The 14,020-nt window shown below is 70.8% G+C and carries 4 protein-coding genes and 1 pseudogene; 1 reads left to right on the top strand and 4 read right to left on the bottom strand.

The features are described from left to right. Nucleotides 1–289: 289 nt before the first annotated feature. A complete protein-coding gene (locus CVV72_RS07915; RefSeq protein WP_219151747.1) occupies nucleotides 290–2,005 on the bottom strand; it encodes a sodium:proton antiporter in 1,716 nt (571 codons plus the stop codon). 47 nt (nucleotides 2,006–2,052) lie between these two features. Here CVV72_RS07915 and CVV72_RS07910 point away from each other — a divergent pair, with 47 nt between their 5' ends. Continuing rightward, a complete protein-coding gene (locus CVV72_RS07910) occupies nucleotides 2,053–2,286 on the top strand; it encodes a hypothetical protein (RefSeq protein ID WP_219151746.1) in 234 nt (77 codons plus the stop codon). A gap of 7 nt (nucleotides 2,287–2,293) precedes the next feature. Here the strand turns inward: CVV72_RS07910 and CVV72_RS07905 are convergent. The 3 genes and pseudogenes from CVV72_RS07905 to CVV72_RS07895 all read right to left on the bottom strand — a co-directional run. Beyond that, nucleotides 2,294–6,121: pseudogene (locus CVV72_RS07905) on the bottom strand (type I polyketide synthase); the annotation flags it as partial. Nucleotides 6,122–6,255: 134 nt separating this feature from the next. Beyond that, on the bottom strand, nucleotides 6,256–12,723 hold the full coding sequence (locus tag CVV72_RS07900; protein WP_219151744.1) for a type I polyketide synthase: 6,468 nt from the start codon (nucleotides 12,721–12,723) through the stop codon (nucleotides 6,256–6,258). After that, nucleotides 12,723–14,000, bottom strand: coding sequence for a cytochrome P450 (locus CVV72_RS07895; RefSeq protein ID WP_219151743.1), 1,278 nt, complete (start codon nucleotides 13,998–14,000; stop codon nucleotides 12,723–12,725). Before CVV72_RS07895 ends, CVV72_RS07900 begins: the two co-directional genes overlap by 1 nt. Between the last annotated feature and the right edge of the window lie 20 nt (nucleotides 14,001–14,020).

Raw genomic sequence — 14,020 nt, 5'->3', positions numbered from 1 at the left:
GGCAATCCCTGTCGCGCAGGGGATCGAGCGGTGACGCGTGCGACGAAGACGTTCGATCGAATAGTCGAAACGAATTAGTGCGTTCGGACGAACTCCCGCTGGGGCCGGCGCATACTCCCCGCAAAAAGAGACTTCGATCTTCGGTGACGCTATCGGCGGGTCATTAAATTTCGATGAAACGCCGGTTCTTACGACCTGCCCCAGTTCGGGAAGCGCTGGGCCGGTGCCCGGAACCCGCGGCCACGTTGATCATCTGCGGATCGAGGTCGGCCAACCGGGCGGAGACGGCTCAAGAAGCCGGTTTGTCCGCCAGTTGCTCGAGGCGCGCCATCTCCACGTCGAGTGCGGTTTGCGCCCGGCTCAACGTCTCCGAGCTGTATCCGCCGCTCGACCGGGCACGCTGAAGGCGTTCGGACTGTTCGGTGAGGACACGCAAGCGCAGCCGCAGATACTGGTGGACGTCCGAAGCCGGGCGGTCGGCCGGCGCCTTGCCCGGGACGCGCACGTCCGAACGCACCCGGTCCAGGACCGCGTCACTGAACGGCCCCTCGGCCGGATCGTCCAGAACGGACTTCGCCGCGTCGGCGAGTTCGGTCATGAGCCGGACGTACTCCTGGCGCGTCCGGTCCGGGTCCTCCGCCGGCACCCGGGCCGCGCGGATGACCGCCGGGAGCGTCATTCCCTGTACCAGCAGTGTCGTGGTCGCCACCACGTAGGCGATCAGGACGAGCAGGGCACGATCCGGGGTGTCCTGCGGCAGGGTCTGCGCCGCCGCGAGGGTGATGGCGCCGCGCATCCCCGCCCAGCCGAGCACCAGACCGCCGCGCCAGCCCAGCGTCTCGGTGAGCCGGAACTCGACGTCGGCGGCGGCGCGATCGAGCCGTTTCCGGAAATGCGCCACCCGCCTCGGTGACGCTTTGTCCAGTCGCTCGGTGACGGCGGGATTCGACTCGTCGCCACGTAGCACCGCCTGTGTCGTCTCCAGCCGCGGCTTGAATCGTGCGGCTTTGCGCTGCTCGCGGTACAGGCCTGCGACCAGCGGTCCGACGAAGACGACGCGCGCGACGATGACGAGCGCCGACGCGGCCAGGCCGATGGCGACCGCGCGCCAGACGCTCGAACCGTCGTCGTGCGCCTCGTCGATGAGGGTTTTCACGCTGAGTCCCATGAGCAGGAACATCCCGCTCTCCAGCAGGAAAGCCGCGGTGCGCCAGTTGACGGTCTCGGCGAGGCGGTCCGTCGCGCGCAGGTGCCGCGGGGCGAGATGGCCGGTCACCAGTCCGGCGACGACGACGGCGAGCACGCCCGAGGCGCCGGCTTCTTCCGCGGGCAGGAAGGCGATGAACGGGACCACGAACGAGATGGCGGTGTTGAGCACGGCATTGTTCAGCAAGGCGCGCGCCCGGACGTTGACGATCCCGACCAGGATCCCGATCCCGACCGCTACGACGACCGAGAAGGCGAACTCCCCCACGACACCCCAGACGGACACCGACCCGGCGACCGCGGCGACGGCGGACCGCAGCAGAACGAGCGCCGAGGCGTCGTTGACCAGCCCTTCGCCTTCGAGCACGGTCAGCAACCGGGGTGGCAGGCCGAGCCGCCGTCCCACGGACGTCGCCGCGACGGCGTCGGTGGGGCTGATGACCGCGCCGAGCGCGAACGCGGCAGGCCACCCGATCCCCGGCACCAGCCAGTGGAACAGCCAGCCCGCGCCCAGGGTCGTCCCTACCACGAGCAGGACCGCGAGCCCGGTGATCGGCCGGATGTTCCGCCGGAAGTCGACCATCGGCATGTTCACCGCCGCCGAATACAGCAGCGGAGGGAGCACCCCGGCGAGGATCAGCTCGGGTTCGATCTCCGGATGCGGGACACCCGGCAGAAAGCTCAGCCCGATCCCGGCGACCACGAGACTCAGCGGGGCGGCCAGGTTCAGTCGTTCCGAGAACGCGGCCACCACCACGATGATGACGACGCCGAGCACGGCGACGAGAGTCAGGTTCACCGGCACGTGTCCTCTCGCCGCTCGCGGTACACCGAACGTGTCCATTGGTGACACGACGGCACCGCCCCCGCAAGTCGGAGCGGTGGGGTCGGGGCATCGAGATCTCCGAATACGACCCCCGCCTGGCCGGGCCTCGCGGCACGAGCGGCTGCCCGGCTCCGCACCCGCATCCTGCACGTCGCCACGGCGGACACGCGGCGAAGACGGAGCTGGTCCAGGAGCTGACCGACCGGGCCCGCCGCGCACTGGGCCTGCCCTCGATTCCGTTGTGGGAGAAGTGAACGAGGCTCAATGGCTCCCGAAGAGCTCGGTCAGCCAATCGTGTAGCGCGGCCGCGGCCGCCTCTGCGTGTTCGGTGAGCAGCGTGTAGTGATTGCCCGGCAGGTCGACGGTCCGTGCGCACAGCGCGGTCGGGAACTGTTCGTCCGCGGTGAACGCGGGCAGCCCGCGCAGGGACTCCGCGGCCCGCAGATGCAGGGTCGGCGTGCGGATCGGCACGGGCTCCCAGGTGTCGAAGAGCGTGACGTACCGGCCCATCGCACCGAGCTGGCTCGCCATCGAACCCGTCTTCCCGCCGGCGAACAGTTCCTGTCGGCCGGCCTGTTCCTGCATGAAGCGACCGCGCACCTCGTTGCGGTCCGAAGCGGGCAGGTAGATGTCCACCAGCACGACGGCGTCCGCGGGGCGGTTCCGCTCCTCCAGGTACTCGGCGAACGCCCGGGCGACCCAGCCGCCCGCGGAGTAGCCGACCAGCACCAGCGGTCCGTCGCCCACGTGCTCGTCGAGCGCGCGGCGCTGGGCTTCGAACAGGCTGGGCAGGTCCGGGGGCAGCGGCTGGCCGTCGGTGAACCCCGGCGGCCACATCGTCCACATGTCCCGGGGCCGCTGCATCGCGGGTGCGATGAACGAATACGCGGCGTCGGTGATCGGCGAGACCGGCGGCACCGCGCAGACCAGCGCGGGACCACCCGAACCGACGGACAGCCGCGAAATCCCCACCGAGGCGGCCGCGTCGGACGTGTCGTCGAACGAAGCCCTCAACAGCCCGGCCATCCTGGCCAGCCCCATCGCGTCGTGCGGCCGTCCCTGCTCGACACCTCGCAGGTACAGCGAAACCAGACTGTCCGAATCGGACTCGTCCGTCGCGGCCCCGCCGGATCCGTTCCCGGGTACCTCGTCCGACAGGAACTCCGCCAGCTCCTCGACCGTCGGATAGTTGAGCACGTCGGTCAGCTGGAGGTCGACGCCGGTCGCGCCCGCGATCCGGTTGCGCAGTTCCACGGCGGTGAGCGACTCGAAACCGAGGTCGCGGAAGGTGTCGTCCAGCGGGACTTCACGGCCCCGCGGGTACTTCAGCACCGCGGCGACGTGTCCGCGGACCAGCCTGACCAGCCGTTCCCGCCGCTCTTCCGGCGACAGCGCGGCCAGGTCGGTGTCCGGCTCGGCGTCCTCCCCCACCGCGCCGCCGTCCCCGAACTCCGGCAGGATCGGCTCGAGCCAATACCGGTCGCGCTGGAACCGGTAGGGCGGAAGATCCACCCGGCGTGCCCCGCTGCCTTCGAAAACGACCTGCCAGTCCACTTCGACCCCGGCGACGTGGGCTTCGGCGAGGGCGCGCAGGAACCGGTCCGGACCGCCTTCGCCGCGATGCAGCGTCCCGAGCACGGAGGCGGTCGCACCGACGGCGTCCAGGGTCTCGCGCATCGCACCGGCGAGCACCGGATGCGGGCTCACCTCGAGCAGCACCCGGTGGCCGTCGCGCAGGAGCGTGGTGGTCACCTCGTCGAACCGGACCGTTTCCCGCAGGCCGCGGTACCAGTACCCGGCGTCCAGCGGCTCGCCGTCGAGCCACCGGCCGGTCCGGCCGGAAACGAACGGCAGTACCGGGTCGGCGGGCACCAGCGGCGCCAGTTCGCGCAGGACGGTGTCCCGGATCCGTTCGACGTGAGCCGAATGCGACGCGTAGTCGACCGGGACGCGGCGCGCCCGCAGGCCTCGCTTCCCGCATTCTTCGAGCAGTTCCGTCAGCGCGGCCGGGCTCCCGGAGACCACTGTGGACAATGCGCCGTTGACCGCGGCGATGGTGAGTTCGCCCGGTATGCCCTCGATGAGTCCGGCCGCCGCCTCGGCATTGAGGGCGACCGAGACCATCCCGCCGGTTCCCGACAGCGCCGTCAGCGCACGGCTGCGCAGCGCGACCGCCCGCATGGCGTCGGAAAGGCTCAGGCCACCGGCGATCCAGGCCGCCGGGATCTCGCCCTGCGAGTGACCGGCGACGGCGGTCGGCTCCACCCCGTGCTGCCGCCAGAGCCGCGCGAGCGAGATCATCACGGCCGCCAGCACCGGCTGGACCACGTCGACGCGTTCGAGCGAAGGGGCGCCCTCGGTCTGACGCAGGACGTCGACCAGGGACCAGTCGACGAACGGGGTCAACGCCTTCTCGCACTCGACGAGCTGCTCGGCGAACACCGGCGACGTGTCCAGCAGGTCCACCGCCATCCCCCGCCATTGCGCGCCCTGCCCCGGGCAGACGAACACCACACCGGAGTCCGGGATCGCGGTGCCTTCGACCACGAACGGCGACGGTTCCCCGGAAGCGAGCGCGGAAAGGCCGGAGACGAGCTCCTCACGATCGGTGCCCAGCACCACGGCGCGATGCCGATGATGGGTTCGCGTCGTGGCGAGCGAATACGCGACGTCGGCCGGGTCGGCATCGCCGAGTTCGTCGAGCAGCTTCTTCGCCTGCGCCGCCACGCCCGCCGCTGTGGCCGCGGAAACCGCCCACGGCAGCAGCAGCGGAGGAGCTCCCGCTCCGGCCTCCTCCGGCGGCTCGCCCTGTTCGAGGATGAGATGCGCGTTCGTTCCGCTCATCCCGAACGACGAGACGGCGGCGCGACGGGGACGGCCGGTCTCCGGCCAGGGCACGGTTTCGGTGGTCAGGCCGATCCCGCCGCCGTCCCAGTCGACGTGCGGCGTCGGCCGGTCGAGGTGCGGCAACGGGGGCACGAGACCGTGACGCATGGCCATGAGCATCTTGAGCACGCCGGCGATCCCGGCGGCGGCTTGGGTGTGCCCCACGTTGGCCTTGGCCGAACCGACGAGCACCGGCGCGGCGCGGCCCTTCCCGTAGGTGGCCTGCAGCGCCTGCGCCTCGATCGGATCGCCCAGTTTCGTGCCCGTGCCGTGGGCTTCGACCACATCGACGTCCTGTGTGGACAGTTCGGCGTCGGCGAGCGCGTCGGTGATCACCCGCTGCTGTGCCCGTCCGCTGGGCGCGGTGAGACCGTTCGAGGCCCCGTCCTGGTTGACCGCCGACCCCTTGAGCACGGCGAGCACCCGGTGCCCGTTGCGTCGCGCGTCGGAGAGCTTCTCCAGGACGACGATCCCGGCGCCTTCCGCCCAGGCGGTGCCGTCCGCGGCGGCGGCGAAGGGTTTGCACCGGCCGTCCGGCGCGAGGCCACGCTGCTGGGAGAACTCGATGAACCGGATCGGGCTCGGGATGAGGGTCGCGCCACCGGCGAGCGCGAGATCGCATTCGCCGCTCCGCAGCGATCGGGCGGCCAGGTGCATCGCGACGAGCGAGGACGAACACGCCGTGTCGAGAGTGATCGCCGGGCCCTCGAAACCGAAGAGGTACGACACCCGCCCGGAGGCGACACTGGCCGCGTTGGCGATCGAGACCTGCCCGACCAGGTCGACCGGCACCTCCTCCACCCGGGAGGCGTAGTCCCCGCCGACCAGCCCGGTGAACACCCCGGTCCGGCTGCCGCGGAGGCCGGCCGGGTCGACCCCTGCGGACTCCAACGCGTGCCAGGAGACCTCCAGCAGCAGCCGGTGCTGTGGGTCCATCACCAGCGCTTCCCGCGGCGAGACACCGAAGAATCCCGCGTCGAACTCCGTCGCCGATTCGATGAAACCGCCATGACGGACATACGACTTCCCCGGTGCCTCGGGGTCGGGATCGTAGATCTCCGCCAGGTTCCAGCCTCGATCGCCGGGGAACTCCGAGATCAGGTCCCGCCCCTCGACGAAGACCTCCCACAGCTGTTCGATCGACTCGACCCCGCCCGGGAACCGGCAGCCCGCGCCCACGATCACCACCGGATCGGCGTCGGCGTTTTCGAGGCGGTTCAACCGCTTCTTGGTCTCGTACAGCTCCGCGGTCACCCGCTTGAAGTACTCGACGAGCTTCGGGTCATCGGACATGGCTAGGCCCCCACGGATTCGTCGTCGTCACTGGCACGGCAGGTTCACCCACGGCCGAACTCCCGGTCGACGAAGTCGAACAGCTCGTCGACGGAGGCGGAGCGCAGCGCGTCCTCCGTCTCGCCGGAACCGTCGCCTTCCAGCTGCGTCAGCAGGGCTCGCACACGAGCACCCAGCGTCGCGCGCACTTCGGCGTCCTCGTCCAGCTCCGCGACAGTCCGTTCGAGGGCGGTCAGCTGAGCCAGCGCGGGTGAAGGCGCCGGAGCGGCGGGAGCACCGGAGTCGGCGATCTCCGTGCCGAGGTACCCGGCCAGGGCGTTCGCGGTCGGGTGGTCGAAAACGAGCGTCGGTGGCAGCCTGAGGCCCGTGGCCGCGGTGAGCCGGTTGCGGAGCTCGACCGAGGTCAGGGAGTCGAAACCCAGTTCGCGGAAGGGGGTTTCGGTGGGCACCTCGTCACCCGACGCGTAGCCGAGGACGGCCGCCAGGTGACTTCGCACGAGGGAAACCAGCTGCCGCTCGCGCTGGGCCTGCGGCAACGAACCCAACCTCCGCATGAGCGCGTCGGGCGCCTCGGTGGGCGTGTCCTGACGCCGACCCGCCGCCACCCGCCGGGCGGAGCCGCGCACGATGTCCCTGAGCAACGGCGGGATACCTTCGCCCAGCCCCGAGATCGTGCCGAGGTCGAGACCGAGCGGGGCGAGCAGCGCCCGATCGGACTCCTGCGCCGCGTCCCAGAGGGCGAGGCCTTGCTGCGCGGTCAGCCCGCGGACGCCGGTCCGCCCCATCCGTGCCCAATCCGCCGCACTGAGGCCACCGGCCATCCCGCCGCGCTCGTCACCTGGTGCCCAAAGTCCCCAGGCGAGGGACGTGCCGGGAAGTCCGGCGTCCCGCCGCCACCTCATCAACGCGTCGGCGAAGGAGTTCGCGGCGGCATAAGCGCCCTGTCCCGCGGCCCCGAAGATGCCCGCCGCGGAGGAGAAACAGACGAAAGCGGCGAGGTCGAGGTCCTTGGTGAGTTCGTGCAGATGCCAGGTCCCGTCGAGTTTCGGCCGGAGGGTGGCGTCGAGCTGCTCCTCGGTCAAGGTGGCGACGACGCCGTCCGCGAGCACCCCGGCCGCGTGCACGACCGCGGTGAGCGGGTGTTCCGGTGCCACGGCGGCCAGCGCGGCCTCGACGTCGCCGCGATCGGCGACGTCCCCCTTGACGACCGCGACCTCGGCGCCGAGGCCGGACAGCCTGTCGATCAGGTCGACGGCACCGGGAGTGTCGTCACCGCGACGGCTGAGCAGCATGAGGTGCCGCGCGCCCCGGCGTGCGAGGTGTTCGGCGATCAGGCCGCCGAGCCAGCCCGTGCCCCCGGTGACCAGGACCGTGCCGTCGGGGTCGGGCTTCCGCGGCACGGTGAGAACCACCTTGCCGACGTGCTTCGCCTGGCTGACGTGCCGGAGCGCCTCTCCCGCGCGCCGGAGGTCGTAATCGCGGCGCGGCGGCAGGGTGAGCACGCCGCGGGCGAACAGAGCCGAGACCTCGGTCAGCATCTCGCGCACCCGGTCTTCGCCCGCGGACGCGACCAGGTCGTACGAGTGGTAGCGGACGCCCGGATGGGCCGCGGCCACCGCTTCGGGATCGCGGACGTCGGCCTTGCCGATCTCCAGGAACCGTCCTCCCGGAGCCAGCAGGCGCAACGAGGCCTCCAGGAACTCGCCGGTCAGCGAATTCAGCACGACGTCGACGCCGCGGCCGCCGGTCGTCTCCCGGAACCGGGTTTCGAAGTCGACCGTCCGAGAGGAAGCGATGTGCGCGTCGTCCAGCCCGAGCCCTCGTAGGGTGTCCCACTTGGCCTCGCCGGCCGTGGCGAACACCTCCGCGCCGAGATGCTTCGCGAGCTGGATCGCCGCGATGCCGACACCGCCCGCACCGGAATGGATCAGCACGGACTCGCCCCGCCGGAGTCCGGCGAGATCGGTGAGGCCGTAGTACGCGGTGAGGAACGTGATCGGGACGGAAGCCGCGGCTTCGTACGACCAGGCCGCGGGAATCGGCGCGAGCAGCCGGTGATCGGTGACCGCCACCGGCCCCATCGCGCCCCTGAACACGCCGAACACGGAGTCACCGGGGCTGAGATCGGACACGCCTTCGCCCGTTTCCAAGACCACCCCGGCGGCTTCCGCTCCCGGGACCGCCTTCCCGGGGTACATGCCGAGTGCGACCAGGACGTCGCGGAAGTTGACCCCCGCGGCCCGGACGCCGACCCGGACGTCGAGCGGCGCGAGCGGTCCGAGCACCTCCGGACAAGGCACGAGGGCCAGGTTGTCGAGCGTGCCGTGCCCGGTGCTGTCGAGGCGCCAAGCCGGTTCCGCCGGGACCGGCAGAAGCCCGTCGGCCGCGACCGGATGCAGCCGCGGGATCAAGGCCGTCCCGGACCGAACGGCGATCTGCGCCTCGTCGGTCGCGAGCGCGGCCGGGATCGCGTCGTCCAGCGGGCCGTCGGTGTCGAGCAGCACGATCCGGCCCGGATTCTCCGCTTGGGCCGAGCGCACCACGCCCCAGACACCGGCGACCGTGAGGTCGATCCGGTCCCCGGCCACCGCGGCGACGGCCCCGCGAGTGGAAAGCACCAGCTTCGCGTCGGCGAACCGGTCCGTGGCGAGCCAGACGCGCAGCACTTCGGCGACCTCGGCCAGCGCAGCCCGTGCCGACGGCACCACCGAACCGTCCTGTATGGACACCGCGACGACCACGGTCTCCGGGACCGGCTCGCCCGCGGCGATCAGCGCGGAGAGCCCGGCGGACCCCGATTCGAGCACGACGTGACCGCCGAGGCCCGCCGCGGCCGGTCCGCGGGCGGGCACCCAATCCAGCCCGTACAGGGAGTCGTCGACATCCGGCGCGCCGAGGGCCGCCCGTTCGGCGACCGGCCGCCACGCGAGATTCTCGATCGAGGCCACCGGTGCGCCCGCACCGTCGGCGAGGGTCAGCGCCACGTGCCCATCGGCGCCGGTGACCCGCACCCGGAGCATCGAGGCCCCCGCCGCGTGCAGGGTCAGCCCGGACCAGGCGAACGGCATGCTGCCGGAGCCCTGGTTGATCGAATCCAGGAACGGGCCGAGCCCGACGGCCTGGAGCGCGGCGTCGAGCAACGCCGGATGCAGACCGTAGCCGTCGGTCAGCGAACGGTCCCCTGGCAGTTCGATCTCCGCGAACAGCTCCGCATCCCCGCGCAGCCAGACCCTGCGAAGGCCGCGGAACACCCCTTCGTACCCGAACGCCAGCACGACCTCCGGGTCGTCGTAATAGCTGCCGTCGAATGGAATCGGCTCCGCACCGGCAGGGGGCCATTCGGTCAGCCCGTCGCTGCCGGGCGCGGTACGGGCGCCCAGCAGCCCGGCGGCATGGGAACGCCAGCCTCCGATATCGGCGCCGTCGGGCCGGGAGAACACCCGGACCGGACGGCTGCCGGAGTCCAGCGGTTCCCCGACCAGTACCTGGATCCGCACGCCGCCCTCGTCCGGCAGGGTCAGCGGGGTCTCCATCGTGAGTTCTTCGATCACGTCGCAGCCGACCTGTTCGCCGGCGGACAGCGCGAGTTCCACGAACGCCGTGCCCGGCAGGATCACCGTGTCGTGAGCGCGGTGGCCGGACAGCCAGGGCTGCGCCCGCAACGAGATCCGGCCGGTGAGCACGACTCCGCCGCCGTCGGCGAGGGTGAGGGCGGCGCCCAGCAGCGGATGCCCGGACGGGAGCAGACCTGCCGCCTGGACGTCGGCGGTGTCCGCCTCCGGCGCGATCCAGTAGTGCTCACGCTGGAAGGCGTAGGTCGGCAGTTCGACGGGCGAGGGTGCGACGGGAGCGAGGATCGCCGTCCAGTCCACCGATACGCCTCGGGCGTGCAAGGCACCCATCGCCCGCAGGACGGCTTCGGCCTCGTCCCGGTCGGTGCGCACGGCGGGAATCGCGACCATTCCGGGGTCACCGCCGGCGGGCACCATCGCGGAGAGGACCGCGGCCGGGCCGAGTTCCAGGAGGGTGGTGATCTTCGCTTCCCTCAAGGTGGCCAGACCGTCGTGGAACCGGACGGCCGCTCTCGCGTGTTCGACCCAGTACGCCGGTGAGCGCAGTCGTTCGGCCGTCGCCGGTTCTCCGGTCACGTCGGACACGATCGGGATGGACGGCGGGTGATAGGTGAGTTCGCCGAGCAGGACTTCGAATTCGGCGAGCATCGGCTCCATGAGGGGCGAATGGAAGGCGTGGCTGACGCGGAGCCGTTTGGTCCGGCGCCCGCGGCCTTCCCAAAGCCGCTCGAGACCGGTCAGCGCGTCCCCGTCCCCGGACAGCACCACGGACTCCGCGATGTTGATCGCCGCGATCGAGACCCGGTCCGCGAGACCGGCCAGCTCGGGCAGGACCTCCGCTTCGGTCGCGTCCACGGAGACCATCGCCCCGCCCTCGGGCAACGCCTGCATCAGGCGTCCCCTGGCGGCGATCACCCGGCAGGCGTCGGGCAGCGACCAGACCCCGGCGACATGCGCGGCGGCGATCTCCCCGACCGAATGCCCGAGCAGGTGATCCGGGCGCACCCCCCACGACTCGACGAGCCGGAACAGGGCGACTTCGAAGGCGAACAACGCGGGCTGGGTGAATTCGGTGCGGTACAGCAGTTCCGCGTCGGCCGAGCCGGTTTCGGCGAACATGATCTCGCGCAGTGGCCGGGACAGGTGCTGGTCGAGTTCGCCGCAGACGGCGTCGAGCGCGGCGGCGAACACGGGGTACTCGGCCGCGAGCCGGCTTCCCATCCCCGGCCGCTGCGCGCCTTGCCCGGTGAGCAGGAAGGCGAGCGAACCGTTTCCGGTCACGTCTTCGACGACCGCGCCGGTCGCCGCGCCGTCCGCGTAGGCCTTCAGTGCCGTGGCGAAGTCTTCGGCGGTCCTGCCGAACGCCACCGCGCGGTGGCGGAAACCGACCCGCGTGCCGGCCAGCGCTCCCGCGACGTCGGCGGGAGCGTGGCTTTCGGCGAAGGACGCCAGCCGGGCCGCCTGGCCGCGCAGGGCCGCCCCGGTCTTGGCGGAGAGCACCCACGGCAGCACAGGAAGCGACCCGGTCGCCACCGCCGGGGGCGCCTCCTGGGCGGGTGCTTCCTCGATCAGAAGATGGGCGTTGGTGCCGCTGATGCCGAAGGAAGACACGCCGCCTCGCCGCGGTGACGTCGTCTCCGGCCACGGGACCGCTTCGGTGAGAAGCTCGACCGCACCCTTCGTCCAGTCCACTTTGGACGAAGGAGCGTCGACGTGCAGGGTCTTGGGCAGTTCGCCGTGCCGCATGGCCATGATCAGCTTGATCGCGCCGGCGACCCCCGCCGCGCCCTGGGTGTGCCCGATGTTCGACTTCAGTGAGCCGAGCCGCAGCGGACGGTCCGGCGACCGGTCCTTGCCGTAGGTCGCGATCAGCGCGTTGGCCTCGATCGGATCGCCCAAGGTGGTTCCGGTGCCGTGCGCGTCCACCACGTCGACGTCCTGTGCCGACAGTCCGGCGTCGGCGAGCGCGGCCCGGATCACCCGCTGCTGCGCGGGCCCGCTGGGGGCGGAAAGGCCGTTGCTCGTCCCGTCCTGGTTCACCGCGGAACCCCGCAGCAGTGCCAGCACCGGGTGCCCGGCGCGACGGGCGTCGGACAGCCGTTCGAGCAGGAGGAGACCGGCGCCCTCGGCCCAGATCGCCCCGTCCGCCCCGTCGGCGAAGGATTTGCACCTGGCGTCGATCGAGGTCACGCCCTGGCCGCAGAACTCGGTGAAGGTGTCCGGCGTGGCCATCACCGTGATCCCACCGGCCAGCGCCATCCCGCACGTACCCTCGCGCAGCGCGCGAATGGCTTCGTGGATCGCCACCAACGAGGACGAACAGGCGGTGTCGACGGTCACCGCGGGCCCTTCCAAGCCGAAGCAGTAGGAGATCCGGCCCGAGATGACACTCGAACTGTTGCCGGTGATCCCGTGCGGGGAGTACTCCTTCGAGCCCTTCCACACCAGCTCGTAGTCGTTGCCGGTGGAGCCGACGTAGACACCGGTCCGGCTGCCGCGCAGCTCGTCCGGGTCGATCCCGGCAGACTCGAAGGTCGCCCACGCGACCTCCAGCAGCACCCGCTGCTGGGGATCCATCACGAGTGCTTCCCGAGGGGAAATGCCGAAGAAGCCGGCGTCGAAGAGCGCCGCGTCGTGCAGGAAACCGCCCTCGCGGACATAGGAACGGCCGGATCTTCCCGCATCCGGATCCGGGTCGTAGAGTTCGTCGAGATCCCAGTGACGATCGTCCGGGAACGGTGTGATCGCGTCACCGCCGTCCCGGATCAGTTCCCACAGCCCGGACGGGGAGTCGATACCACCGGGAAGGCGGCAGCCCATCCCGACCACGGCGATGGGCTCGTGCGCCCGGCCTTCGACCTCGCGCAGCCTGTCCTGGGTACGCCGCAGCTCGGCCGTGACCTTCTTCAGGTACTGGCGGGTCTTGTCCTCTGTAGACATCAAAGCTCCAGGTTTCGGCGCGAGACGCGGACGGTCATCTTCCGCAGGCCGCGGACGACCACGTGGCGGCGGTACTCCAGCGAACCCTCGTCGACCTCGAAATCGGTGAAACGTTCGGCGACGGCACGGAAGGCGAGCTCGGCTTCGAGCTTGGTGAGACTGGAACCGATGCAGAAATGCGGACCCGCGCCGAAGGCCAGTTGCATGCGCTTGGTGGTACGGGAGATCAGGAACCGGTCCGCCTCGGCGAACTCGGTCTCGTCCCGGTTGGCGGCCGCGAGCAGGAGGATCACCACGGTCCCGGCGTCGACGTCGAGACCGGCGACCGTGGTCGGGCTCAGCGCGACCCTGGCGGTCAGCTGGACGGGGGCGTCGTAGCGGAGCACCTCGTCGGCCATCGGCGCGGCCAGCGCCGGGTCCGCCCGCAGCAGCGCCAGCTGGTCACGGTTGCGGTGCAGGGCGAGGATCCCGTTCGTGATCAGGTTCGTGACCGACTCGTGCGCGGCGGCGAACAACGTGACGAGCACGTTCGTCACCTCGTGCCGGGCGAGGGTCTGTCCGCGGTCCTCCGTCCGGATGAGGCTGGACACGAGGTCCTCGCCGGGAGCGCGGCGGCGTTTGAAGATCAGGTCGGCGAAGTAGGCGTGCATCGACGCGCACGTGCGGTCGACCACGGCCAGTTCCTCCGGTGAGAGCAGGCCCAGCCGCCGGAACCCGGCGACCAGCGTCGGGAGCTCGGTCGCCAGCGCGAGGTCGTCCGACCACTCCTTGAGAACGTCCACATCGGACATCGGGACATCGAGCAGCTCGCAGATGATGCGAATGGACAGCAGATTGGCGAATTCACCGACCGCGTCGAATTCGTCCGCGCCGTCGATTTCCGAGAACAGTTCGTCGACGATGTTCTCGATCCACGGGCGATAACGCGCGGTGATCCTCGGGGTGAAGGCCTTGGAAATCAGCCGACGCTGCCTGCCGTGGTCACCGCCGTCCATGAAGAAGATCGAGTCGAGAACCTGTTTCGCGCCACTGTTCGGCACCAGGCCACGCAGGCCGGGCGAGTCCAAGGTGTCGTTGCCCATCGCCGGATTCCGCATCACGTCGAGACAACTCGCGTAGTCCCCGACGACCACCGTGCCGTCCGGCGTGACGAGCGGGCTCGCGGCCCGCAGCCTGGCCAGAGTCGGATGCGGATCGATCCGCATGGCGGGGTCCAGCAGGACGTGAAGCGGATTCCCCGGTTCCGCCACCCGTTCGCGTTCGTCGAGCGAAGTCATTCTCAGCGCCCCCGTGGTCG

Source organism: Amycolatopsis sp. TNS106 (assembly GCF_019330265.1).
Classification (GTDB): domain Bacteria; phylum Actinomycetota; class Actinomycetes; order Mycobacteriales; family Pseudonocardiaceae; genus Amycolatopsis; species Amycolatopsis lurida.
The sequence above is the reverse complement of the archived record's forward strand: the minus strand, read 5'-3'. Positions and strand labels throughout refer to the sequence as shown.

Bases quoted from the DNA above. Each gene is read 5' to 3' on its own strand.
- CVV72_RS07895 (WP_219151743.1), bottom strand. From the start codon at position 14,000: ATGACTTCGCTCGACGAACGCGAACGGGTGGCGGAACCGGGGAATCCG.
- CVV72_RS07900 (WP_219151744.1), bottom strand. From the start codon at position 12,723: ATGTCTACAGAGGACAAGACCCGCCAGTACCTGAAGAAGGTCACGGCC.